The organism is Flavobacterium sp. GNP002, assembly GCF_054343795.1.
This window is the reverse complement of sequence record NZ_JBTGUW010000001.1, coordinates 3,364,382-3,389,553: the sequence shown is the minus strand read 5'-3', so window position 1 is coordinate 3,389,553 and position 25,172 is coordinate 3,364,382. Positions and strand designations below refer to the sequence as shown.

21 protein-coding genes and 1 tRNA gene are annotated in these 25,172 nt (G+C 32.9%); 2 read left to right on the top strand and 20 right to left on the bottom strand.

Annotated elements, in window-relative coordinates:
- Nucleotides 1–11 precede the first annotated feature (11 nt).
- From ACXX80_RS14785 to ACXX80_RS14695, 19 genes are all read right to left on the bottom strand, one after another.
- Nucleotides 12–560, bottom strand: coding sequence for a hypothetical protein (locus ACXX80_RS14785; protein WP_458553913.1), 549 nt, complete (start codon nt 558–560; stop codon nt 12–14).
- The gene (locus ACXX80_RS14780; protein ID WP_458553912.1) at nt 541–1,341 is read right to left on the bottom strand and encodes a relaxase/mobilization nuclease domain-containing protein; all 801 of its coding nucleotides are present in this window, start codon (nt 1,339–1,341) and stop codon (nt 541–543) included. Before ACXX80_RS14780 ends, ACXX80_RS14785 begins: the two co-directional genes overlap by 20 nt.
- Nucleotides 1,338–1,634 (bottom strand): plasmid mobilization protein, encoded by a 297-nt coding sequence (locus ACXX80_RS14775; protein WP_458553911.1) that lies wholly within the window; start codon nt 1,632–1,634, stop codon nt 1,338–1,340. Before ACXX80_RS14775 ends, ACXX80_RS14780 begins: the two co-directional genes overlap by 4 nt.
- A 615-nt stretch (nt 1,635–2,249) precedes the next feature.
- Nucleotides 2,250–4,031, bottom strand: coding sequence for a hypothetical protein (locus ACXX80_RS14770; protein ID WP_458553910.1), 1,782 nt, complete (start codon nt 4,029–4,031; stop codon nt 2,250–2,252).
- Between the two features lie 74 nt (nt 4,032–4,105).
- Nucleotides 4,106–4,393, bottom strand: a complete 288-nt coding sequence (locus ACXX80_RS14765; protein WP_458553909.1) for a helix-turn-helix domain-containing protein — start codon at nt 4,391–4,393, stop codon at nt 4,106–4,108.
- Between the two features lie 97 nt (nt 4,394–4,490).
- Nucleotides 4,491–5,246 (bottom strand): hypothetical protein, encoded by a 756-nt coding sequence (locus tag ACXX80_RS14760; protein WP_458553908.1) that lies wholly within the window; start codon nt 5,244–5,246, stop codon nt 4,491–4,493.
- A 142-nt stretch (nt 5,247–5,388) separates the two neighbouring features.
- Nucleotides 5,389–5,473, bottom strand: a tRNA-Ser gene (locus ACXX80_RS14755).
- Nucleotides 5,474–5,640: 167 nt separating this feature from the next.
- On the bottom strand, nt 5,641–6,774 hold the full coding sequence (gene ribB, locus ACXX80_RS14750) for a 3,4-dihydroxy-2-butanone-4-phosphate synthase (protein ID WP_315212082.1): 1,134 nt from the start codon (nt 6,772–6,774) through the stop codon (nt 5,641–5,643).
- 8 nt (nt 6,775–6,782) lie between these two features.
- On the bottom strand, nt 6,783–8,216 hold the full coding sequence (locus tag ACXX80_RS14745; RefSeq protein WP_458553907.1) for an LptF/LptG family permease: 1,434 nt from the start codon (nt 8,214–8,216) through the stop codon (nt 6,783–6,785).
- 8 nt (nt 8,217–8,224) lie between these two features.
- The gene (lolA1, locus tag ACXX80_RS14740; protein WP_417980997.1) at nt 8,225–8,914 is read right to left on the bottom strand and encodes an outer membrane lipoprotein periplasmic chaperone LolA1; all 690 of its coding nucleotides are present in this window, start codon (nt 8,912–8,914) and stop codon (nt 8,225–8,227) included.
- Nucleotides 8,915–8,918: 4 nt separating this feature from the next.
- On the bottom strand, nt 8,919–11,366 hold the full coding sequence (locus tag ACXX80_RS14735; RefSeq protein ID WP_458553906.1) for a DNA translocase FtsK: 2,448 nt from the start codon (nt 11,364–11,366) through the stop codon (nt 8,919–8,921).
- 18 nt (nt 11,367–11,384) lie between these two features.
- Nucleotides 11,385–11,759: a diacylglycerol kinase family protein gene (locus ACXX80_RS14730; protein WP_282712649.1), complete on the bottom strand. Its 375-nt coding sequence runs from the start codon at nt 11,757–11,759 to the stop codon at nt 11,385–11,387.
- 10 nt (nt 11,760–11,769) lie between these two features.
- Complete coding sequence (tpx, locus tag ACXX80_RS14725) at nt 11,770–12,267, bottom strand: thiol peroxidase (protein ID WP_458553905.1); 498 nt, start codon at nt 12,265–12,267, stop codon at nt 11,770–11,772.
- A gap of 186 nt (nt 12,268–12,453) precedes the next feature.
- Nucleotides 12,454–12,711 (bottom strand): DUF6952 family protein, encoded by a 258-nt coding sequence (locus ACXX80_RS14720; protein WP_315212094.1) that lies wholly within the window; start codon nt 12,709–12,711, stop codon nt 12,454–12,456.
- Nucleotides 12,712–12,824: 113 nt separating this feature from the next.
- On the bottom strand, nt 12,825–13,133 hold the full coding sequence (locus ACXX80_RS14715) for a thioredoxin family protein (protein WP_091172170.1): 309 nt from the start codon (nt 13,131–13,133) through the stop codon (nt 12,825–12,827).
- An 86-nt stretch (nt 13,134–13,219) separates the two neighbouring features.
- Complete coding sequence (locus tag ACXX80_RS14710; protein ID WP_338645011.1) at nt 13,220–13,858, bottom strand: peroxiredoxin; 639 nt, start codon at nt 13,856–13,858, stop codon at nt 13,220–13,222.
- Nucleotides 13,859–14,000: 142 nt separating this feature from the next.
- Entirely contained in the window at nt 14,001–15,611 is a 1,611-nt protein-coding gene (locus ACXX80_RS14705; protein ID WP_458553904.1) for a glycoside hydrolase family 3 protein, read from the bottom strand.
- A gap of 187 nt (nt 15,612–15,798) precedes the next feature.
- Nucleotides 15,799–17,067: an MFS transporter gene (locus ACXX80_RS14700; RefSeq protein WP_458553903.1), complete on the bottom strand. Its 1,269-nt coding sequence runs from the start codon at nt 17,065–17,067 to the stop codon at nt 15,799–15,801.
- A 27-nt stretch (nt 17,068–17,094) separates the two neighbouring features.
- Nucleotides 17,095–18,627 carry a glycoside hydrolase family 10-like protein gene (locus ACXX80_RS14695; RefSeq protein WP_458553902.1) on the bottom strand — a complete coding sequence of 511 codons (1,533 nt, stop codon included), beginning with the start codon at nt 18,625–18,627 and terminating at the stop codon, nt 17,095–17,097.
- A gap of 246 nt (nt 18,628–18,873) precedes the next feature.
- Here ACXX80_RS14695 and ACXX80_RS14690 point away from each other — a divergent pair, with 246 nt between their 5' ends.
- Together ACXX80_RS14690 and ACXX80_RS14685 are read left to right on the top strand one after the other, a co-directional pair.
- A complete protein-coding gene (locus ACXX80_RS14690; protein ID WP_458553901.1) occupies nt 18,874–21,789 on the top strand; it encodes an FAD-binding and (Fe-S)-binding domain-containing protein in 2,916 nt (971 codons plus the stop codon).
- 258 nt (nt 21,790–22,047) lie between these two features.
- Nucleotides 22,048–23,979, top strand: a complete 1,932-nt coding sequence (locus tag ACXX80_RS14685) for an amino acid permease (protein WP_458553900.1) — start codon at nt 22,048–22,050, stop codon at nt 23,977–23,979.
- A gap of 147 nt (nt 23,980–24,126) precedes the next feature.
- Here the strand turns inward: ACXX80_RS14685 and ACXX80_RS14680 are convergent, their stop codons facing one another.
- A complete protein-coding gene (locus ACXX80_RS14680; protein WP_458553899.1) occupies nt 24,127–24,978 on the bottom strand; it encodes an EamA family transporter in 852 nt (283 codons plus the stop codon).
- Nucleotides 24,979–25,172 lie beyond the last annotated feature (194 nt).

The window sequence follows — 25,172 nt, the reverse complement described above, 5'->3', positions numbered from 1 at the left end:
TTGTCAAAAAATTATTGGTTTTTATTTGCCCATTTTAAATACTTTTCCTCATCATGGTGATCGTGAAGATATTGCTTGAAATTGTTTTCTCTTTGAATCAATTTTATTTGGTTTTCTTTTTCATTTTGTATATGTGTAGAGGTATATAAACTCATCATTGTGCCTACAAATGTGAACACAAATATGATAATTAAAATTAAAAATAATTTTGAGTTTACCTTATTTTCTAATGATTTTAAATTTTTAATTTCTTCACTTTTGTCATTGATATTTTTAATTATCGTGATAGCAATATCTTTAAAAGCATCTATTAATTCTTTGTTGTTTTTTTTTAACTCATCTAGATTTTTTTGATTAGCTATTGTTAAGTTATCAATATTTAATTTTGTTTCATGTTTATAGAATTTTTCTAAAGAGGCATCAAATGTTTTGAGGGTTTCTTTTATATTCTGAAATTTATTTTCACTGTCTTGCAATTGTTCTAAAATAACAGGCAGTGCGTCGCTAATTTGCGGTTGAACTTTTTTAGAAGTTCTTAGTTTATTTAAGTTTAAGTCCATTTGTTTTATTTATTTTAGGGGTTTCTATAATTTTTTCTTTCCCTTTAATTAAATCTGAAAATTTAATTAAGCCTAACTTTCGGTTGATTTCTGATGCTTTAAATTCATTTTTTGAAGCAATATCAATCATTCTATGTCCTTGTATTATTCCTTTTGTATTGACCGATGGAACTACCAGAACACCTAGGTTTTTCATTTCAATTTGATATTCCTCAAAATTCGCTGGAACATTCAAAATGACAGCTTGATGTTTTGAGTAAATATTCCCTTTTAATTTTTTGAAAATTTCTTGTTCATTTTCCTTTTTTTTGATGTTATTAATCATTTTCTCTTTTGCAGAAATTAAATTTCTATTTAAAGCTATTTGATGTGCCGCCCTTTGTGCTCTCTTACCAATTCGATGATCATTAATTAATTCACCATTTGGCTGAACTCTATTACAAATTATATGAATATGCTTATGGCTCCCAGTATGAACAAAGGCAATGTATTGTTGTATCTGTATGTCAATTTTTAATTTATCTAAGAATTCGTCGACCATCTCGCATAAGTCACTATCTGTAATGTTTGGTGAATCATCAATATCCGGTGATAATACTAAACTAAAAGTCTTATTGATAGCACGTTGATTCAGTTGTTGAATCATTTTAAATTCTTCAATGATCTCCTTGGTGTTGTTTCCACAGAGTAAGTTGCGACACAACTCATAACCTTTTTTTGGATTGATTACATAATTTGCTAATGCGCCACCACCTTCACATGCTTTTGCTAGAGCAATCATTTTAATTTAAGTAAGTGTTCTCGAATTATGTGACTTGTTTCTAAACATTCCTTTTTAAAACCGTCAGTATCTCCCAACTTGAAAAGATTACTTATTCTCCTAAAATTATCTGAATATTTAGAAAGCGTTTGATAACATTCTATCTCATCTGGAGTGAGTTTATTTGAAAGCTTATAATTGAAAATTAATCCTCTAATTAGTTCTGATACAGATACACCACTTTTGCTAGCTTTATCCTTAATGATCAGGTTTTCAATGTATGAAACTCTGAATTTTATAAAAGTATTTTTCATTTATGATTTATTTTAATTTTTAATTTATGAAACCTCTTTTGCGACCATCGGGAGAAAAAGCGAGATCGACTTTGTAAAACATTTTTTCACGAAGTAGAAAAAAGTGTTGCCACAAAGGCACATCTCGATCGATTTATGCTTAAAATGAGATTTATGTAATTCATTAATTTTTCTATTTTTAATTCACTTTTTAGGAGTAAATAAAAGTCTTAAAGGGAAAAAATGAATCTCTTTAGATTTAACAAAAATGAGGCTAAGGGGGAAGCTTTAATAAAAATGATTTATGAATGTTCAATTTAGCACTTGGTTTAAAATTTATTATTGACTGATCAACTCTAGATGTTATTTTCATAATTGGTAATTTAGTAGTTAGCTATTTTTCAATTAATCGTTTCCTACACACCTACACACACTGTAAATCAGTAAGTTATTTTATAAATGACTGTTTTATTGTTGGTTTGTGTAGGTTATCAAAAAAACGGTTCCTACCATATCCTGCTATTTGCCACCATGTTTCCCACTATTTTTTTTAAAAAAAAGTAATTAAAGACTACATTTAGTGTTAGATTGTGAGTGTGGGAAGAGTAGGAATAAAAAATGAAGATTTGATATTTTTTATCTCTTATTTATTTGCCATTCAACCGCATTAATAATCTCTTCCGTAATTTGAATTTTAGAAATGTCAATGACATATCCGGAAGTGGTTTTGGCGTCTTTTCCTTTTTCAAACTTAATACTAGATTTTTCAGTCAAAAAACTGATGTCTTTTTTTATATAGTCTTGAATTAATCCTTTGTTAGGTGCGCCCTCTCTATATTGTAAAGACCATTGACGCTGGATTTTATTATAACAGGAGGTAAATTGAAAAGAGAGATTATTTCCTTCTAATTTAAGATCACGATAAACGATAATTCTATCTTCTTTTGGACCACGCATCGAGGCCAAGAAGCAATCCCAGAATTTAGTGCCTAAACTGGTTGATTTTAATTTTCTTGTTTGATTTTCTGTACATTTTTTAAAATGCAATAGCATCTCGTTATAAGTAAAAGGGAAAATAAGTATGTCCTTAAAAATTTCATATGTTGCAGCTAAGACCGCTAAATTTCCAATTACCCTTGTATGTTGTACTTCAAATTGTGATGAGAAGTCTTCTTTACAAACTCGGTATTTGACTTTAAATTTCTCTAAGAATTGACCGCGGTGTAATAGCAAATCATCTGTAAAATGGCTAACTCCACATTTTGTCATGTCTTTCAAAATATCATAATTTTTTATTTCATCAGTGCTGAATGTTTTTGCTTGAAATTCAACCCATAAGAGCCTTGAAATTAAAGCTTCAGTTTCAGGATATTCGTTTCCAGTTAATAAAGTTGATGATAGAATTGGTACGGTGTCAGTGCTCACTTTAGATTCTATAGTTCCAAATTCGTATCCACGTCTATCCCAAAAACCTTTAAGAGTTCCATCAATTTTCGCGTCGCCTCGTTTATATTCTGACAGATGGCAGATAATGTTAGTAAATTGTGCAAATTTTCTAATTTGCCCTTTTAATGTCGAAGCTCCACCTTCTAAATTTATGGCAGTTTGAGGCACACCAAAGAATGCTTGACAACACTCTGCCAATTGGTCTTTTCCGCTTGAGCCTGGCCCGTAGAGGAATAAGATTGGAAAGTTTCCAATTTCGTCAACAATGATATCTTGAAATATGCTACTAATGGTAAATAGAATGGCAGTTATAGAAAAATCCTTATGAACTTCTATCATTTTTTGCAAGTAAGTATTGATTTTTACTGTTGATTTCTGCAGTCTAAATTTCTTTTGAGGTTGAAAAGCATTCAAGTTGTTAGCGTAAATTCTGTTAGCAGAGGGAACATAAAATGATTTGTTGAGATGATGGAATATACCATTTTCATCGATATTTAAAGATTCACCATTTAGTAGATTTACGGAATTATTCCAAACCCAAAAATCATATCCATTTTGATATCCTAAAGCTTCAATTTTTTCACCATTTCCCATTTTATCGAAAAGTAACGATTTAAGCTTTTTAAATTGTGTTGGAGATCCCGTGAACAAAAAATTACCTTGTCTTGCTATAATGTTTTCAAAACCGGTTAGGTTGTTGAAAGCATCAGATAGAATATCAAAAATCCTTTCAGATCCATGAACATTTTTAATTTTTAAAAGTTTCATTGGTGATTTTTCATCTTGAATATGTTGCAAAATAATAATGTCGAAGTTTGATATACATTCGAAGTGTTTATTGTTCCGGATGTATATTTTATTATTAGCTATAAATAAATCGTATTTTAATATATCTGGCTCGACTGTGTTGTAGTCAGCGGTCACATCATTCGGGAGTTCGAATTGGCGTTCATTTATTTTATTTGAATTCATACAATAGGTGATTTTTATTGTATTTTTATAAAATACAATAGATTAGAATAAATAAAGAAGAGCATAGAAGATGACTATGCTTTTCTTTTGTATTTAATTGATTTTACCTCGTTGTTATCGCCGAAAATTTGATCGTGTGGTATTCTGATCATTCCACCCAATTGGGATGCTTTTAATGTGCCAATACGAATATGCTTTTTGACAGTTTGTTCATCACATTTAAGATATAATGATGATTCTTTAATTGTGTAGAGTTTTAAAGAATTGTCCTCTTTTGGAGTTAGGATTTGTTTTACCATATCCTTTAATTCATTCAATTCTGAATGAATTTGTTCAAATGGATTTGAATTGAAATTTGACATATAAATTGATTTTAAAATTATATGGCAAGTCTACTCTGTTTTTGAATTTTTAGCTATGAAATTTTTTTCAATTCTTTCAATTGAATTCAATTGAATACTAATTATCTTTAAATTTTAAAAATTCCTTGTAGTATTGAATAATATCCTTTTCCCGTAAATTGTTTGTATCAACAGAGTATAAAGAAGGATGTATATTTAAACCAAAAAGTTCATTTGTTACATTCACATATTTTTTAGTTGTATACAACTCCTTATTTTTCAAAACTCCAATTTGTTGCAAGTAATGGAACAAAATTGGAGAAAATTTTTGTTTAGAATTTTGTTTATAGATCCATTTACAATTAGTATCTAAAATATTATTTGCAGTTGCAATTTTTATAAACTTTTCAAATTGTCCATCAACAAAAAAATTTTCAAATTCTTGTAATAAATCAATATTGATTTGCTGTACATTCAGATATTGATTTTGTTTGATTTTATCTAAGGGTAAATTTATTAACTCCACGATTGGTTGTTCAGCTTCATCTATTGTATTATTTTTATCATCATTAGCAGAAACACCTGATAATGATCCAAAACTTCTCAATTTACGATCTTTTAAAGAGATGTTTAAACTATAAATATATGCTGCTGTGAAGAAAATCAAAAAAGGAATAAAGAAAAGACTTGTAATTAGCAATAGATTGTAATCTATCTCATCTTTTGAAATTCGGTATAAAACAATGGTCCATATTATTATCGTTAAAACAATAGTAAACCACTTGGGGATAAATTCTTTGTTCTTAAAAGTATTTATTTTATAAAGCATTAAATCAATACCTTCAATAATTATAATGGAAATTTTCGTCATCATAAAAATATATTTTTTTTATAAAAATATATAATAGTTAAATGATAATGGTATTAAAAAAACGGAAAAGTTTAGTAGCACTGTCAACTAGTTTGTCAACTAAAAAAGAAAAACCCTGTAAATCAATGATTTACAGGGTTATCAGCGGAGAAAGAGGGATTCGAACCCCCGGACCTGTTACAGTCAACAGTTTTCAAGACTGCCGCATTCGACCGCTCTGCCATTTCTCCAGTATGTCGCTTTCATTACCTGATTGCGAGTGCAAATATAAGAACCTTTTTTGGTTATGCAAATCTATTTTTAAAAAAAAAGCATCTATTTTTAGGACTAATTTTTAAAGGTTTCATTTTCTTTACTTTAGATGAAACTTATTTTTGTAAAATAGTAATGAATAGGTTTAATACTTTACATATTCGGTTATTTCTAACCCATATCCAATCATTCCTACTCGTTTTGTTCCCTCAGTATTGGATACTAATCTAATTTTTGAGATGTCAATATCATGTAATATTTGTGCTCCAATACCAAAATCTTTGCTGTCTATAACAATTTTAGGAGCTTTCATTTCACCTTGAGCTTGTAATGATTTAAGTTCAGCGATTCGATTCAATAAATTTACGGATTGCATGTCTTGATTGATGAAAATAACAGCACCTTTTCCAGCTTCGTTTATTACCCTGAACATATCATCCAGTTGTTGGTCTGCGTTATTGGTCAATGTGCCTAACAAATCATTATTCACTTGTGACGAATTGATTCTTGTTAAAATAGATTCACCTAAATTCCAAGTTCCTTTAGTTAAAGCAATATGTATTTGTTTATTAGTAGTCTGTTGGTATGCTCTTAGTCTAAATGTACCAAAACGGGTCTCAATATCAAAATCTTCTTTTTTAACAATCAAACTATCGTGTTGCATTCTATAGGCCACTAAAGCTTCAATAGAAACTAATTTCAAATCGAATTTTTTAGCTACTTCCACTAATTGCGGTAAACGCGCCATAGTACCATCTTCGTTCATGATTTCTACAATCACACCAGCTGATTTAAATCCGGCTAATCTTGCGAAATCTATAGCGGCTTCGGTATGACCTGTTCTTCTTAATACGCCACCTTGTTTTGCAATAAGAGGGAATATATGTCCCGGACGCGCTAAATCATGTGGTTTAGTTTTAGAATCAACTAATGATAAAATAGTTTTTGCTCTGTCTCCGGCTGATATTCCTGTAGTCACTCCGTTACCTCTTAAATCTACCGAAACCGTAAAAGCGGTTTCCATAGGGTCAGTATTGTTACTCACCATAACATGCAATCCCAATTCTTTACAACGGCTTTCTGTCAAAGGAGCGCAAATTAGACCTCTACCGTGTGTAGCCATGAAATTTATCATTTCTGGTGTCACTTTTTCGGCTGCAGCCAAAAAATCGCCTTCATTTTCACGATCCTCATCGTCAACAACAATGATTATTTTTCCTTGGCGAATATCTTCAATCGCTTCTTCAATTGTGTTGAGTTGTATGTTATTTGTAACCATTTGTGTTGTTAATTTTGTGATGGTAGTATTTTTTTAATTATTTTTTGGAGTGGAGCCAGAATTACGTCCATATTTATTAATCCAATATCGTTGGTAGCCCTGTATGTTAATAGAACCGCTAATGGAGTCAGGATAAAGGAGGATAACCAAGCTCCCATAAAAGGAGTCATTCCGTTTTCCTGTGCAATTCTTTTTCCAAAAGTATTTATAAAGTGAAATGTTATAAAGATTAAAATTGCAAAAACAATTGGAAGCCCCAAACCACCTTTTCTGATGATTGCTCCCAATGGTGCTCCAATGAAAAACATTAGAAAACAAGCAAATACAATTACAAATTTATCGTAAAACGCTAATAAATGTTTGTTGATATTCTTTTGTTTATTGTCTAATTCGGATTTAGTGGTATCGATGGAGTAGGTTGTGCTGGCAAGGTTACTAACTGCTATTTTTAAAATATCTGATTTTTGTTGTACTGTATATAATGACAGAATATCTTTAGGAAGCGGTTTTCTTTTTGTTGCTTTCTCCAGTTTTTTATTTACAGGAATACCAACTCGCATATTGCTGTTTTCAGAAAATGAAATGATATCATTTTTCATGTTCTTGTTTAATGAATCTAAGGTGTAATTTAATTCATTAACAGTCAGCATTGTGTTCGTATTTGCTACACTTTCATCTGTTACATCGGTCTTATTTAATTCAGATAAATCGATGTTGATGATTTGTTTTTTAAAGGAACTTTTAGCAAAAGGCATTTTACTGCGATCTTCATATTTTTTAGGAACAATATCCTCATAGTAATATCCGTCGTTTAATACTAATTGTAAAATACTGGATTGTTCACTACTGATTAATTCTCCATCTTTTGCTTTAATTACGGTTTTACTTCCGTCACCAATTTTAGATTTTTTGTGAATTGTCACACCAGTAAGAATATTGCCTTGTTCGCCGGATTTTTTATTTACCTTAATGTTGTAAAAACCCACATCATTAAACTGACCTTCAGCTATAGCCAATGCCGGTTTTACCTGTGCAATGTTTTTTCTGAAATTGATGAATTTGTATTCAGCATACGGAATCACATTATTCGAAAAGAAAAAGGCAACAATACTTAATAAAACGATGAATACTGTCAAACTTCTCATGGCTCTTTGTAACGATATCCCGGAAGATTTCATTGCTGCAAATTCATAATTCTCAGCCAAATTACCAAAAGTCATTATGGAGGCCAATAGTATAGAAAGCGGCAATACCAATGGTACAATTCGAGGCATTGAAAATGCCAGGAATTTGATAATCATTAATAAGTCTAAATCTTTACCTGCCAATTCAGATATGAATAACCAGACTGTTTGAAGTATAAAAATGAAAAATAGGATTACAAATACCGTAGCAAATGTAGTCAAGAATGTTTTTAATAAGTATTTGTCAAGAATTTTCACCTAATAAATTAATCTAATTTGTTGATGTAGTAATTTGGATATTTACTTTCCGCAAATGTAAATTGATTTTTTGACAAAGGTTGGTTGGTTTTGAAAGAATTAACCGTTAATGTTGTTTTTGTACCTTTTTTACCCACTTCGATTAAGTTATAGATGTGTTTTGTTTGGATATCAATCCCTAGTAATACTTCTTTTCTCTGGTCTTTTGAATTGGTAGGAACTAATTTTATATACTGAATTTTACGGCCTTTTACGTTTTGTAAAATATCCATATTGTATTTATATCCCGTATTGAAAAAGGTTAACATTTTCGAAGGAGTAATCGCATTATCATCTTTTTCGTTAACTTTAGAAATAGTAATCTCCTCATCTTCTGGAACAATAGTATATGTCTTTTTACCATCAAAAATTTTAGTCACTCCCATGAAATTCAATACATATTGATTTCCTTTCATGGTTACATTTCCTTTACTGTCTTGATTGATGTTTTCTTTAGCGTTATTTAACGAATACTTGAAATCGATTACGATTGTATTGTAACTTTTAACTTTTGCGGTAACTTGATCTAGAAGTTCTTTTGCTTTTTTGTCTTGTGCTTGTATTGAGAAACTAAAAAATAATAATGCTGCAATTAAAAGAAATTTTTTGCCCATACTTTCTGTATTGTTTTTTTTAGATTCTTGAATTTTTGATTTCATGGTATTAATTGTTTTGTTCATTGTTGAAAAATTGATCAAGAGAACTCATGTCCAGAATGTTTACACTGCGTGCTTTACTTCCTTCAAAAGGGCCTACAATTCCTGCAGCTTCGAGTTGATCAATCAATCGACCTGCTCTGTTGTAGCCTAATTTTAGTTTTCTTTGTAACAATGAAGCGGAGCCTTGCTGTGCGTTTACAATGATTTCGGCGGCTTCTCTAAACAAAGTATCTCTATCGGAGATATCCATATCAAGATTAATGCCACTTTCCTCCCCAACGAACTCAGGAAGTAAATAAGCTGTTGCATACGCTTTTTGTGAACCTATAAAATCAGTGATTTTCTCTACTTCAGGAGTATCGATAAAGGCACATTGTACCCGTACCACATCATTTCCGTTAGTATAAAGCATATCACCACGTCCTATCAATTGATCCGCTCCTTGAGTATCCAGAATAGTTCTTGAATCAATTTTTGAGGTCACTCTAAAAGCTATTCGCGCAGGGAAATTGGCTTTTATTAAACCTGTAATTACATTTACCGATGGTCTTTGTGTGGCTATAATCAAGTGAATTCCAATGGCTCGCGCCAATTGTGCTAAACGGGCGATAGGCACTTCGACTTCTTTACCGGCAGTCATAATCAAATCGGCAAACTCATCTACAACAAGAACGATGTAAGGTAAAAATCGGTGTCCGTTTTCAGGATTCAGTTTTCGAGCCTTAAATTTATCATTGTATTCTTTGATGTTACGCACCATCGCATCTTTCAATAAAGAATAACGATTGTCCATTTCAACACAAAGCGAATTTAACGTATTGACCACTTTTGCATTATCCGTAATAATAGCGTCATCCATATCCGGAAGTTTCGCTAAATAATGTCTTTCTATTTTGTTAAAAAGAGTCAATTCAACTTTCTTAGGGTCAACCAAAACAAACTTCACTTCGGCTGGATGTTTTTTGTACAAAAGAGAAGTCAGAACAGCGTTCAAACCAACAGATTTTCCTTGTCCTGTAGCTCCCGCCATCAATAAGTGAGGCATTTTAGCTAAATCCACGACAAATGTTTCGTTCGAAATTGTTTTTCCAAGAGCGATTGGTAATTCCATTTCAGCTTCCTGAAATTTGGCAGAGCCAATAACACTTTTCATCGAAACCATCGTTGGATTCTTATTCGGAACCTCGATTCCTATCGTTCCTTTTCCTGGAATAGGAGCAATGATACGAATTCCTAATGCCGAAAGTGATAAGGCGATATCATCTTCTAAACTCTTGATTTTAGAAATACGAATTCCCGCTTCCGGTACAATTTCATATAACGTTACCGATGGTCCTACGGTCGCTTTTATTTGTGCAATTTCTATTTTGTAATTGCGAAGCGTATCAACAATTCGGTTTTTATTTTCTTCTAATTCTTCTTGGTTAATGGTAATTCCGCCAGTCGAATATTCTTTTAATAAATCGATCGTAGGAAATTTATAATTGGATAAATCCAAAGTTGGGTCGAATAATCCAAAATCAGCGACCAATCTTGAAGCTAGATTTTCTTCGATAATATCTTCTTCCGGAGCCGTTTCTATTACAAAAGATTCATCAGTATTTGCAATAACTTCGGGCGTTACAACCGGTGTAACCTGCATGGCAAGCGGTTTTGCAACAGGATCTCTATTGATGTCAGATGAATTACTGATGGTTGGCTTCAACGCTTCTTTGTTAATTTCGAATTGTGATCCATTTGTTTTTAAATGAATATCGTCCAGCTCGTCTTCAACAACAGCAAATTCTTCCAGATTATAACCACTTTTTCCATTATTAACTGGATTGGTGATTGGAACTGCTTTCATTTCTTTTTTTGTAGTATCAAAAAAGGACTGAATACTCTCTGGAGAAAGTTTGATTTTAAAAATTATATAAATGATTAGTCCGAATAGTAAAATCAATAATGTTCCTGTTTTTCCAATGTAGTCCTGCAGGAATAGATTCAATTCATATCCAACAGTTCCTCCTAATTCAGGCGCTGAAGTAGCAAAAAATCCAAATAAAACGGATAAGATAATGATTACGAATAAATCCCAAAACCAAATGTTCTTGAGCTTTGCTAAAGCAATACCAAGGACCATGTATATTCCGGTAAGGAAAAATAAGCGCACAAATATAAATGCAGCAATTCCAAAACCTTTATAAATAAGTAAATCAGCTAAAAACGCACCAAATTTTCCCAACCAATTGTGAACTATTTCAGCTCTATTAGTTAATTCTCTAACAGCGCTTTGATCTTGTTGTCCATAAATGAAAAAGGAAATAAACGCAAATAATAAAGCTATTGAAAACAATACCAAAAGAGAACCAAAAACAATTTTGTGTTGTTTAGTAATTTTTAATGGATTATTTCCCTCGGCTTTAGCGTCGTTTTTTTTATCTAAAGGAGCTGTTTTTTTTATTTTTGCCATTCTGGATTATAATAATATCTAAAGTAATATTGGGATATATATGATTAAACCGATTGCTATTGCTGTTAAAGCTGCAAAAAATACTGCCCCTGCTGCAATATCTTTGATGAATCCAATTCTTTCATGATAATTAGGATGAATAAAATCAGCTACTTTTTCAATTGCTGTATTTAAACCTTCAATACTCATGACCAAACCAATGGCTAAAGTTTGAAAAAGCCATTCTGTTTTAGAAATGCCAAAATAAAACCCAGCAATGGTAATCAATATTCCTATTGAAAATTGTACCATAATGCTGTGTTCTGTAGTAATTAATTTTACGGCACCTTTAAAAGCATAAGAAACGCTTTTTAATCTTCCGGTAAAGAAAGTATTATCTTTTTGAAACTCCATCAAGATGTGATTAAAGTACCGCTAATGCAGCTTCGTAGTTTGGTTCATCAGCAATTTCAGCAACTTGTTCCGTATGTGTAATTGTTCCGTTTTCATCAACAACAATAATAACTCTTGAATGTAATCCGGCCAACGGTCCGTCAGTAATTTCTAAACCATTTGCTTTACCAAAACTTCCTTCTGGAAAATCAGATAAATTGACAACATTTTCAAGTCCTTCTGCTCCACAAAAACGTTTTTGTGCAAAAGGTAAATCTCTTGAAACACATAAAACTGTTGTATTTTCTAAAGTACTGGCACTTTCATTAAATTTACGAACAGATGCTGCACACGTTCCGGTGTCAATACTTGGAAAAATATTTAAAACTAATTTTTTACCTGCAAAATCACTTAATGAAGCTACAGAAAGATCTGTTTTAACTAATTTAAAATCAGCAATTTTTGTACCTACTTTTGGTAATTCTCCTGAAGTGTGTATTGGATTTCCGCCTAATGTAATTGAAGCCATAATGTTTGTTTTTTAATGAGGTTCAAAAGTATGAAAATTATTTAAGAATTTGTCCTCAAATGTCGTGATAAGTTTACCATTTTGGTTCAAATTATCAACCACAAGATTTCAATGTGTTTTTAGTTTGTTGAATAAAAAAACGCACTCGTTGCGGAGTGCGTTTTAGAAATATTGAATTATTTTTTTTTATTTATCGATGGAACCCATAACACGTTTCATGAATGTGTTTAAAGCTTCTTTTTTATCAGTTCCGGTTTTTACCAGCTTATTAACTTCTAAAGCGCCATACATATTAGAAATTAATTCCCCAATAACATCTAATTCTTCATCTTTCAATGATGAAATTTCAGTCATCGCTTCTAGAACTTCGATTGTTTCTATGATGTAATCTTCATCATTTTCTTCTATAAACTGCGTTAAATGCTTAATTACAGGTAATTTCATTTTATTTTTTAAGTTTAAAGTTTAAGTTTTTTAAAGGTTTAAGGTTTTGAACAGCTGTTGCATTAAACTTACTTATAAAGTCAGGCAACTTTAAACTTTAAACTGAGAAATCATTAAACTATTTCGTTCACTAATTCAATTAACACTTCTTGTTTATTTGTTTGTGTTTCGTTTACCAGTTTTCCATTTACAAAAGTGGCAAAAGTTGGTAAATTACTCACATTAGCTAATTTTCTGGATTCCGGGAAATTCTCAGCATCAACAAGAGCAAAAGTGATTGTTTCGTTTTCTGAAGCTAATTTTTTGAATTTTGGCTTCATAATTCGGCAATTTCCGCACCATGATGCCGAAAATTGAACCACTACTTTTTCATCTTTTGCAATTAAATCCTGTAACGTATCTTCGGTTAATTCGATCAACATATTTTTTAAATTTAAAAATGCAACTGCAATAGCAATATTCAATATTTTAATTGAAATTTGGTATTACAATTGACATTGTTATTGAATTAGTTTAAGCTTAAGTATTCAGCAGTACTGATTCTGTCTGCACTCATAGCTTCTTTTCCAGCTTCCCAGTTTGCAGGACAAACTTCTCCTTTTTCTTGAATGTGTGTGTATGCATCAACCATACGTAAATACTCGTTTACGTTACGACCAAGTGGCATATCGTTAACACTTTCGTGGAAAATTTTTCCAGTTTCGTCAATTAGGTAAGTCGCTCTAAAAGTCACATTAGAACCTTCAATAATAATAGAATCAGTTTCTTCAGAATATTCAGTTGAATCGATATCAAGAATTCCTAAGATGTTAGATAAGTTTCTGTTAGTATCAGCAAGAATTGGGTAAGTAACACCTTCAATTCCGCCGTTGTTTTTTGGTGTATTTAACCAAGCAAAGTGTACTTCGTTAGTATCGCAAGATGCACCAATAACGATTGTGTTTCTTTTTTCGAATTCTGGTAAAGCTGCTTGAAAAGCATGCAATTCAGTTGGGCAAACGAATGTAAAATCTTTTGGGTACCAAAACAAAAGTACTTTTTTGTTATTATTTACAGCTTCTTCGAAAATGTTAATTTTTAAATTATCACCCATTTCAGAGATAGCGTCTACTGCAATACTTGGAAATTTTTTACCTACTAATGACATTTTATTTACTTTTTTTAGTTATTTTTTTGATGATGCAAAAGTAGGTATACAAAAGATTAATTTGAATAGTATTTGATTATAAATACTTATTTCAAAATAGAGAATTATTATACTGTAATTTTTAAACGATTTAAACTATTAATTATAAGTAGTTAACCACCACAGGTAGAGTTTCTTCGCATTTTGTATTTTCCAAAAGTTGCTGTGCAGCGGCTTCTTGAAATTCTGGAAAATCTTGATAGATTTCTAAAATTCCCAATGCATGCTCCAGATTTGGGATGACTTGTAGTGCATACGGATTTCCAAAAACATACAAAACACATTTTTTGGTGGTCAATACGTTGCCTAAAAATTGAAGCACGGAGTCTTCAATGTCAAAATTATTTAAAGGTTTTGCCTTTGGAACAAATAAAGAAATGACTAGCGTGTCAAATCTATTTAAATTTTTTTCTAATTCATTTAAAACAGATTCACCTCCAGTTTCATAACTAAATTCTGGGGAAGGTAAAGCATAAGTCAGGCTTTTAAAAAATACATTATCAGTGTTTTTGTAAAGGCTAATTTTTGCAAGATCGTCTCTATTTTTTGCATCAAAAACGGTCACTGTATTGTGATTGTCTTTGATTTTTGTAATGCAGTTTTGAGCAATTTTCAGGTTTAATTTCGACGTAGTTTCAAAATCAAAATCATTTTCTGAAAGGTTTGGCATGCTAAGATTTCCGTCTATGATTCCTGCTTTTTGTTTGCATTTCCAGATGCGTTGAAAACTGGCTTCAATTCGCTCTGGAGTTGCATTTTTTAAGATTTCTTGAATTCCTTCAGGAACATTTTCAGCAAAGCATAATACATCATTTCCAGCATTAAAAGCTTCCCATTCCAATTGTCCTTTTTGATCGTATAATTTAGAAACGCTATGCATGTTCAATGCATCCGAAATCACTAAACCATCGTATCCTAATTGCTTTCGCAAAAGTGTTTCAATAACGGATTTTGACAAGGTCGCCGAAGTATCTTTTCCTTCATTCAAAGCAGGAACAGCCAAATGACCAATCATAATTGAATCCACATTATTCTCGATTCCTTTTATAAATGGAACTAATTCATTGGCTAGTAATTCTTCGAGAGTTTCTTTTAAAACGGGTAATCCTAAATGTGAATCGACATTTGTATTTCCGTGTCCGGGAAAATGTTTCAGACAACCCAAAATCCCGACGTCATTCATTCCTCTGAGGTATTCCAGAGCAAAATCACTCACTTTTTCTTTATTTTGACCAAAAGAACGGTACCCAATTACAGGATTATTCGGATTGTTATTGATATCGGCTAAGGGAGCTAAATTATAATGAATTCCAGCGGATTTTAAGTCTAAACCTATTTGTTTTCCCACTTCATAAACCAAATTTTTTTCACTGTCAGGCAAAGCACCAAGCGTAATTGCATACGGATATTGAGGTGTTTTTTCGACGCGCATGGCTAATCCCCATTCGGCATCAATGCTCATTAATAACTGAGTAGTTGCGCAATTTTGATACCTGATGATGAGTTCCTTTAAACGTTGAAAACTATCATCATTTAATACTATTTTTTTCTTGGTTTCATAATTGGTTGCTGCGCTGGCTCGACTATGAAAAAAAGTCAATCCGCCTATATTGTGCTCTTTGATTAATCGTTCTGTAGCCTGAATATTTTCTTCGGTATCATTGATGAAAACGGCAGGAAAGAAAAATTGTCCTATTTTTTGTTCTAATGTCATTAGTTAGAATTTTATGCTTTTATGGTACGCAGATAAAACGGATTAGCTATCACGAAAACTCAGATAAAAACGGATTTTATTGGTTCAACGAAAACACTTTTTGTATTTGTTTAAATTTTAATCTTTAAGTATCTATTTTTATCCGTGTCTTTACGAAGTAAATCCGTGTTATCCGTGTGCTATTATATCATTTGGCTTTCTTACCAAAATCGGCTGGGAAAATCAAAAATCGGGATAAAATTAATCCTGGAATGGTTGCCAAAAATACCCAAATAAAGAAATTTCCATAGCCAAGATATTCTTGAATATAACCGCTTATCATTCCCGGAAGCATCATTCCTAAAGCCATAAATCCGGTTGCGATAGAGTAGTGGGACGTTTTTGATTCTCCATCGGCCACATAAATTAAATACATCATGAAAGCGGCAAAACCAAAACCGTAGCCAAATTGTTCCGCGATTACAGTTGCATAAATATAGAAAACGGAGCCGGGATGAAAATGTGACAGTAAAACAAATCCTATTATGGGTAAGTGCATCGCTAAAATCATGGGTAACATCCATTTTCCTAATCCATCTCTGGAAATGACAATACCGCCTAAAATTCCACCAACGGTAAGCGAAAGCACGCCAAAAGTTCCATAAATAACGCCAACATCTTGAGTAGTTAAACCCATTCCGCCTGCAGTTATTGGGTCGATTAAAAAAGGAGTCAGCATTTTTAATAATTGCGATTCCCCTAATCTGAATAATAGAATGAATGCCAATACTAAACCAATTTGTTTCTTTTGAAAAAAAGTTGCAAATACGGCTCCAAAACTCTTATTTGGAGCTGATTCTGTTTTTGTTTCTACGATTTTTGATTCTGTTTTTGGAGTCGAAAAATAATTGTAAATTGTTATTACAGTCATAATTAATCCTACAACTACCATTGTATACGACCAAGCTTTTTGTTTATCTCCATATTCTTGCTCTAAATAACCGGCAATAACCACGATTAGTCCGTTTCCTGTAAGCATGGAAAGTCTGTAAAAAGTACTTCGAATTCCTAGAAAAAAAGATTGTTGGTCTTTTTCTAAAACCAGTAAATAAAATCCGTCACTAGCCACATCATTTGAGGCCGATGCAAATGCGGCAACCCAAAAAACTGCTAAACTGATAACGAAAAAATTACTCAATGGAATTGTTAAGCCCACAATTAAAAAAGCAATAGAAATCAGCAATTGCATGCTTATGAACCATTTTCTTTTTGTTGAATAGAGATCAATAAACGGACTCCACAACGGTTTAATTACCCAAGGTAAATACAGTAAACTGGTATAAATTCCAATGTCTTCATTGTTGATTCCGAGGTTTTTATACATGATTACTGATACCGAAATAATAATGGCATACGGTAAGCCGGAAGCAAAGTTTAAAACTGGAATCCAATACCAAGGTCTATTGTCTGTTTTCATGAAAGGCAAATTATATTCGATTAAATTTTATAGCGTAAAGTTCACTAAAGTTGGGTCACTTTCATTTCCATAAAAATCAATGAATGTAATGGCGCAGGTGGTGTTTTTGTCTAATTTGTACGTTGGAATCACAACTTCAACCGTATCACTATCGTCTTTAAATGCTATTTTATCAATAATTTGACTTGGATCGTTGACATTAATTTTTGAATTGAATTTAGCGCCATAAACTATCACATAACGCACTTTACTGTACAGAGGATACGTAACATTAAATCTAGATGAAATTGGATCTATCAAAATATTATTTGCTGTAGGTACGATAGCCATTTTTTTTACGGAACTAGGTACTACAGTAGGAAGAGCAGGATATTTGTACTGGTTTTCTGTTAGTAATTTAGTCACACTTTGATTTTTATTCAAAAATGATTTGGCACTAAAAAAAGCATTTCCCTGAATGTTCTTGTAGGATCTGGTGATGTCTATTTGATTCGGAATTTCTTGTGGATTATTCCATCTTTTATCAGAATCTGTATTAATTTTATAGGTTCCGTTTCCAATGTAAACGGCCGTATTTGTTGAGTTTTCAGACCACCAACGCAATAATTTTGAATAAGAAGCCTTAGGGTGATCCATGCTCCAATACAATTGTGGAACTAGGTAATCAATCCATTTGTTTTGCATCCATGCTAACGGATCGGCAAATAAATCATCGTAATTTGTTTGTCCCGCTTCCGTTTCAGAACCTCTAGGATCCACTGATTTATTTCTCCATACTCCAAATGGGCTGATGCCAAATTGCACCCATGGTTTTATATTTTTTATCGAAAGGGAAACACATCGTACAAAATTATTCACATTTGAACGTCTCCAATCTTCAATACTTAGACCATTTCCATATTTTTTGTAGGAAGCAGTATCATTAAATAATTCTCCTTTTATTCTGTACGGATAAAAATAATCATCAAAATGTATCGCATCAATATCGTATTTTTCCACAACTTCCTCTACAATAGCTAGTAAATGGTTCTGAACTTCGGGTAATGCCGGATTGTAATAATATTTCCCACCATATTTAATCATCCAATCTGGATGCTTGAAAAAATCATGTTGCGGACTCAATAGCGAAGTGTTGTAGTCCATTGTAGCTCTATACGGATTCATCCAAGCATGAAACTCAAAACCTCTGGCATGAGTTTCAGCAATCATCCAAGCTAATGTATCAAAGTAAGGTTTTGGAGCCTGGCCTTCTTTTCCGGTCAAAAAACGAGACCATGGTGCTAATTCGGTTGGATAAAAAGCATCCCCAACGCTTCTAATTTGTACAATTACAGCGTTATAATTTAGTTTTTTATAAGCGTCTAAAATTTCAATATAATCCGCTTTTTGTTTGGCAACATTATCAGTACTGGTTTTTGGCCAGTCAATATTTACCACGGTAGCAATCCAAACGGCTCTAAATTCATTTTTTGGATTTGTAGCCAATGCTTGTGCATTACCATTCCAAAAAGAAAATAAAAGGAACGCAATAAGCAAAAGGGTGTGCTTGTAATTTTTCATTATAGTCTTGTTTATAAAGTATTCAAAAATAGTTTTTTTAGTGAAATTTACCAGTTAAAATGGTTTTAAAATTTGACTTATTTTAGCAGCGCAATTTCTTTGCCAATTTTTAATGAAGTGCTTTGAATGCACTTTCTGACAAACAATAAAGGATTTAAATATTTTGAATTTTTCTTATTTGATTTTTTAACTTATAATAAGGTATATATTTATATTTGTGAAAATAACAGCAATTTACTCCACTAAATGTCAATCACGCCTCATTTACAAGAATTATCTCAGTCATTAGAAGGAACACTTTTATATGATGATCTCCATAAAACACTGTATGCCACAGATGCTTCCGCGTATCGAATTATGCCAGTTGCTGTAGCGATTCCAAAAACAGAGGATGATATTGTTAAAATTATTCGCTTTGCAGCAAAAAATAAGATTTCAATTACGCCCAGAACTGCCGGAACTTCATTGGCAGGTCAAACAGTAGGTAACGGAATAATTGTAGATGTTTCAAAACATTTTACTAAGATTGTCACTTTTGATTCCGTAAAAAAAACGGTTACCGTGCAGCCGGGAGTAATTCGGGACGAACTGAACTTATATTTAAAAGAACACGGATTGTTTTTTGGACCCAATACTTCGACCTCAAATCGCTGTATGATAGGAGGAATGGTAGGTAATAATTCGTCGGGAACCACATCGATACGCTATGGAGTTACCCGAGATAAAATAGTGGAAATCAAAGCGGTTTTGAGTGATGGGACTTCGGCAGTATTTAAAGAAATAACTTCTGCTGAATTCATTGAAAAAACAAAAGGAAACACGCTCGAAAGTTCGATTTACAAAACGATTTATGAGGAACTTTCGAATAGAGAAAACCAAAAGGAGATTATAAAAGAATTCCCGAAACCTGAAATTCATAGAAGAAATACTGGATACGCAATTGATTTATTATTGAAATCGGAACTTTTTGGAGGAACAGAAAACACTATAAATTTAGGAAAACTCCTTTGCGGAAGCGAAGGAACGTTAGCTTTTACCACCGAAATCACGTTGAAAGTGGATCATGTACCGCCAATATATAATGTGATGGTGGTAGCTCATTTTCATACGATTCAGGAAAGTTTGGAAGCTGTAGTTACTGCGATGAAACATCATTTGTATACCTGTGAAATGATGGACGACACGATATTGAATTGTACCAAAACTAACAGAGAGCAAGCTAAAAACAGATTTTTCATTCAAGGCGAACCAAAAGCGGTTATTATGCTCGAAGTGGCGTCGCATAACAGTTTGGAAGATGCTGAATCACAAGCTAATGATTTGATTGCTGATTTGGAAAGAAATAATTTTGGGTATGCTTTACCAAAAATTTATGGTGCAGATATTGATAAAATAAATGAGTTGCGAAAAGCAGGTCTGGGACTTTTAGGAAGTATAGTCGGTGATGATAAAGCCGCCGATTCTATTGAAGATACTGCTGTTGAGTTGAGTGATTTACCCAATTATATTGCCGAGTTTTCCGCTATGATGGAACGCCACGGGCAGAGCGCTATTTATTATGCGCATGCAGGCGCCGGAGAAATTCACTTGCGACCAGTTTTAAACTTAAAAACAACAGAAGGATTACATCAGTTTAGAAACATTGCAACCGAAGTGGCTATTTTGGTAAAAAAGTATAGAGGTTCGCTGAGCGGGGAGCACGGAGACGGAATTGTGAGAGGCGAATTTTTGCCCTTTATGATTGGGGATAAGAATTACGAATTGCTAAAAAGAATCAAACATGCTTTTGATCCCAACACCATTTTGAATGTAGGTAAAGTTGTAAACGCTTTCAAAATGGATGAGAATCTTCGGGTGGAAGCGGGCAGAGTGGAACCGGAAATACAAACGATTCAGGATTTCTCGGATAGTATGGGAATTTTGCGTGCTGCGGAAAAATGTAATGGTTCTGGAGATTGCAGAAAATTACCTTCGGCAGGCGGAACTTTGTGTCCCAGTTACCGTGCTACCCGAAATGAAAAAGATACGACGCGCGCCAGAGCCAATGCGTTACGAGAATATCTGACACATTCAGAGAAAGACAATAAGTTCGACCATGAAGAATTGTATAAAGTATTTGAATTGTGTGTGAGTTGCAAAGCTTGTGCCAGCGAATGTCCCAGTAATGTGGATGTAGCGGCTTTAAAATCAGAGTTTTTGTATCAATATCAAAAAGCAAATGGATTTTCATGGCGCAATAAAGTATTTGCTTTTAATGCGAAACTGAATGGATTAGGAAGTATCACTCCAAAGTTTACGAATTTCATGGTGAATTTGCCTTTGGTAAAAAAAAGTATGGGAATTGCTCCTAAAAGAGAAGTACCGCTTTTAGCTCCAAAGACTTTTAGAAAATGGTACGAGAAAAATTGGAATCAGGCGCCAAGTGATTCTTTTGTAAACGGTAAAGTATGTTTTTTTTGTGATGAATTTACTAATTTCTATGATGTTTCAGTTGGAATTGATGCGTATGAGTTATTGACAGCGTTAGGATACGAAGTGATTCTGGTGGATCATGAAGAAAGTGGAAGAGCTTTTATATCCAAAGGTTTTCTCGAAGAAGCAAAAGCAATTGCGAATATAAATGTTGCTGTTTTTTCGAATTATATTACGGCTGATTTTCCTTTGATAGGAATAGAACCTTCGGCGATATTGACCTTTAGGGACGAATACATTCGATTGGCGGATGATACAGAAAGTGCTAAAAAATTAGCCAAAAATGTATTTACGATTGAAGAGTTTTTCAAAAATGAAATTACAAAAGGTAAAATTCATGCAGAACAATTTTCTGAAGAGGAAAAAACTATAAAAATTCACGGACATTGCCATCAAAAGTCATTGAGTACCATGGAGGCGACTTTTGCAATGTTAAATGTACCGAAAAACAGTTCGGTTACTATTTACAATTCGGGTTGTTGTGGAATGGCAGGTTCTTTTGGATATGAAAAAGAACATTATGAAATCAGTATGCAAATGGGTGAAGATACGTTGTTTCCAAAAATTAGAGCCACTGAAACTACAACAGCCATTGCAGCAGCTGGCACGAGTTGTCGCCACCAGATTTTTGATGGCACTAGTAGAAAGGCGTTGCATCCGGTGACAATTTTAAGAAGTTGTGTGAAGTAATTTTCAGCTTGAAATGAATTTTTTCTATCTCATTAAGTGTTTTTTCTTTTTTTAGATAAATTAGGATTAATTTGACTTTTTTAAATGATAAAAATAGTCATTTTGTTTTTTTTGAAAAATAATATAAAAAAAAAGCTCGAGAAACTTTATTAGTTCAAATTGTTTTATACTTTTGATTTTTCAATATAATCTGCATTATTTTCAAGATAAGAGCATATAATTTACAGTATATTAATTTTTAATGATAAAATTTACAATATGGCATTAAAGGGTTTATTCAGAAAGAAAACAGTACAAGATATTTTAAAACAGGTAGAGAAAAATAATACTGACGGTCATGACGCATTAGGTAAGCATTTGACAGCACGTGATTTGACGGCATTTGGTATTGCAGCAATTGTAGGGGCTGGTATTTTTAGTACAATAGGAAAAGCGAGTGCAGACGGAGGTCCTGCAGTTATTTTTCTTTTCTTGTTTACTGCTATAGCGTGTAGTTTTGCTGCTTTTGCTTATGCAGAATTTGCTTCGATGGTTCCCGTTTCCGGAAGTGCTTACACGTATTCGTATGTTGCTTTTGGTGAAATTATAGCTTGGATTATTGGCTGGGCATTGATTATGGAATACTCAGTAGGTAATATAACGGTTGCCATATCGTGGAGTGATTATTTTACAAGTTTACTCGCGAGTGGTGGTCTTCATTTGCCACAATGGGTTCAGATGGATTTCTTGTCCGCTTCCAGAGGGTTTGATGATGCCACAGCACTAATGCAAGGAGGAAAAGAGTATGCCAACTTAAGTCCTGCTTTGCAAGATGCTTATACGGCTTGGACAACTTCACCAGTTATTGGTTCGTTTCATTTTGTAGCAGATCTTCCTGCATTATTAATTATCGTTTTAATCACGGCATTGATTTACCGTGGAATGAAAGAATCCCGAAATGCAAGTAATATCATGGTTGTGGTAAAATTATGTATTGTTCTTTTAGTAATTGCTGTAGGTGTTTTCTATGTAGATACCGCTAATTGGGATCCATTTGCACCTAATGGAGTTACAGGCGTTTTGAAAGGAGTTTCAGCAGTATTTTTTGCTTATATCGGTTTTGATGCTATTTCAACAACAGCAGAAGAATGTAAGGATCCGCAACGTGATTTACCAAGAGGAATGATGTGGGCTATTATTATATGTACCATTCTATACATTGCGATAGCGTTAGTGTTAACGGGAATGGTTAGTTATGACCAATTGAATGTAGGTGATCCATTAGCTTTTGTATTTGAAAAATTAGACCTAAAATGGATGTCGGGAATTATTGCAGTTAGTGCAGTAGTGGCTATGGCCAGTGTTTTACTGGTTTTCCAAATGGGACAACCGCGTATTTGGATGAGTATGAGTCGTGATGGATTGTTGCCAAAGCGTTTCTCAAAAGTACATCCAAAATATAAAACGCCTTCTTACGCGACTATTGTTACTGGTTTTGTGGTTGCTGTTCCAGCTTTGTTTTTAAACTTAACATTGGTTACGGATTTGTGTAGTATCGGAACTTTATTTGCTTTTGTATTGGTTTGTGCTGGAGTTTTGGCTTTGCAAAACAAGACTGATATTCCAAGGGGAAAGTTCAAAACACCGTATGTGAATTCAAAATTTATTATGCCAGTTTTGCTTATTATCGGATTGGTATTTGCTTTTGGATACAATAAGAAAGCGACTATGGATTTCATTACCAATGAAACTCAAATCAATAATTCTGCGGATATAATCACATCGTTAAATAAAGAAGAAACTCAAAAAGTATACGACTATTTAGTAACTGTTGATGCTAAAAACAGTACGACTGAAACACCGGATTTAGAAAATTTGTTAAGCCAATACCAACAAGATGATGCAAAATACGCTTCAGTAATTGCTGGCTTGCCAATTACAGATTCTGTTAAATATGAAAGTGGTTTTGGTTTATTTAAACATAAAATTCCAATGTGGATTTTCCTTATTGTTTTAGTTGGATTAACGGTTTGGTCTTACAAAGAAAATTTATCTTTAATTCCATTATTAGGCTTAATTTGTTGTTTGTATATGATGGCAGAGCTTAGCGTTTGGAACTGGATTTATTTTGGGGTTTGGCTTTTAATTGGTTTAGTAATCTATTTTAGCTTCAGCCGTAAAAACAGTAAGTTAAATGGTGTAGAAATTTAAAAATATATAGTTATACAATCAACCGTCTCGTTAAAAACGTGACGGTTTTTTTGTGCTCTTAATATATTGGTTTTCTAGCTGTTTGATAGGTTTGCAATAGCCTGAAAGAAGATTGATAAATATGATTTAAGCTTTGTAAATCTTGTTTTAATGTTGTGAGAGCACGATTAAAACAATTGCTATTAAAGCCAGAAGCAGCCCTATAAAATTCATTCTACTCAGTTTTTCCTTAAAAATTAAAACACCTACAAGACTACCCATAATAATCACACCCATATTCATACCTGCAAAAACGGTTGAAGGACTTTTTGAAAATTCCTGATGTGCTTTAAGGTAGAAAAGAATATTTCCAAAATTAAAAATACCCACCAAACCCCCAAAAAGAATGTTATGGATATTTACTGTCACTTCTTTGAAAAATACTTCATAAGCAACCACAGTAATCATTATGGTCATTGCTATTCCTAATATTACAAATAATGAAGTAGTGTTAGGCAAACTGGTATAAGTGGCAATTTGTTTGAAGAGAATATCTATAACTCCAAAGCCAATCAAAACTACCGCTGGATAACCCCATTTATTTTTAGTGTTTTCGGTATTTTTAGTAAGAATAAGCAACAGTGCCGGTATTGCCAATACGAAAGCAGAAATTTTCAGTATACTGAATTGTTCTTTGAAAAGTAGCCAAGCTGCTAGAATAGGAATGAATAAAGAGAGTCGTTGGGCAGCATCGGTTTTTACTATTCCCATGTGTTTAATGGATGCAGCCAAAAAAAGGAAAATAGAAGGTAATAAAATTCCAATAGTTATATAAAGCCACCATGGCGCTGTAGTTTCAACTGTTTTTAAATCTGGACTGAATGACACATAGCAAAGTATACATGCAAACACGTAATTCCAAGCGACTATTTGGGTGTGGCTAATGGTATATTTACGAGCGACTTTAAATATCACGCCCACGGTCACACTACAAATAATACTTAAGATTAGAAATAACATAGATTTATCTATTTATGCTGTAAAATTACTATTTATATGTTTGGATTGCGTATCTATCATCTGAAAAAGGAATCGTATTTGTTTTTTGACTTACTTTTTTTAAATTGGCAGTACTAATGGAAATGTAGCAAGAATACTGGGATATAACCATAAAAAAACCCCAACTTTTGTTGGGGTTTTGTGACCTTGACTGG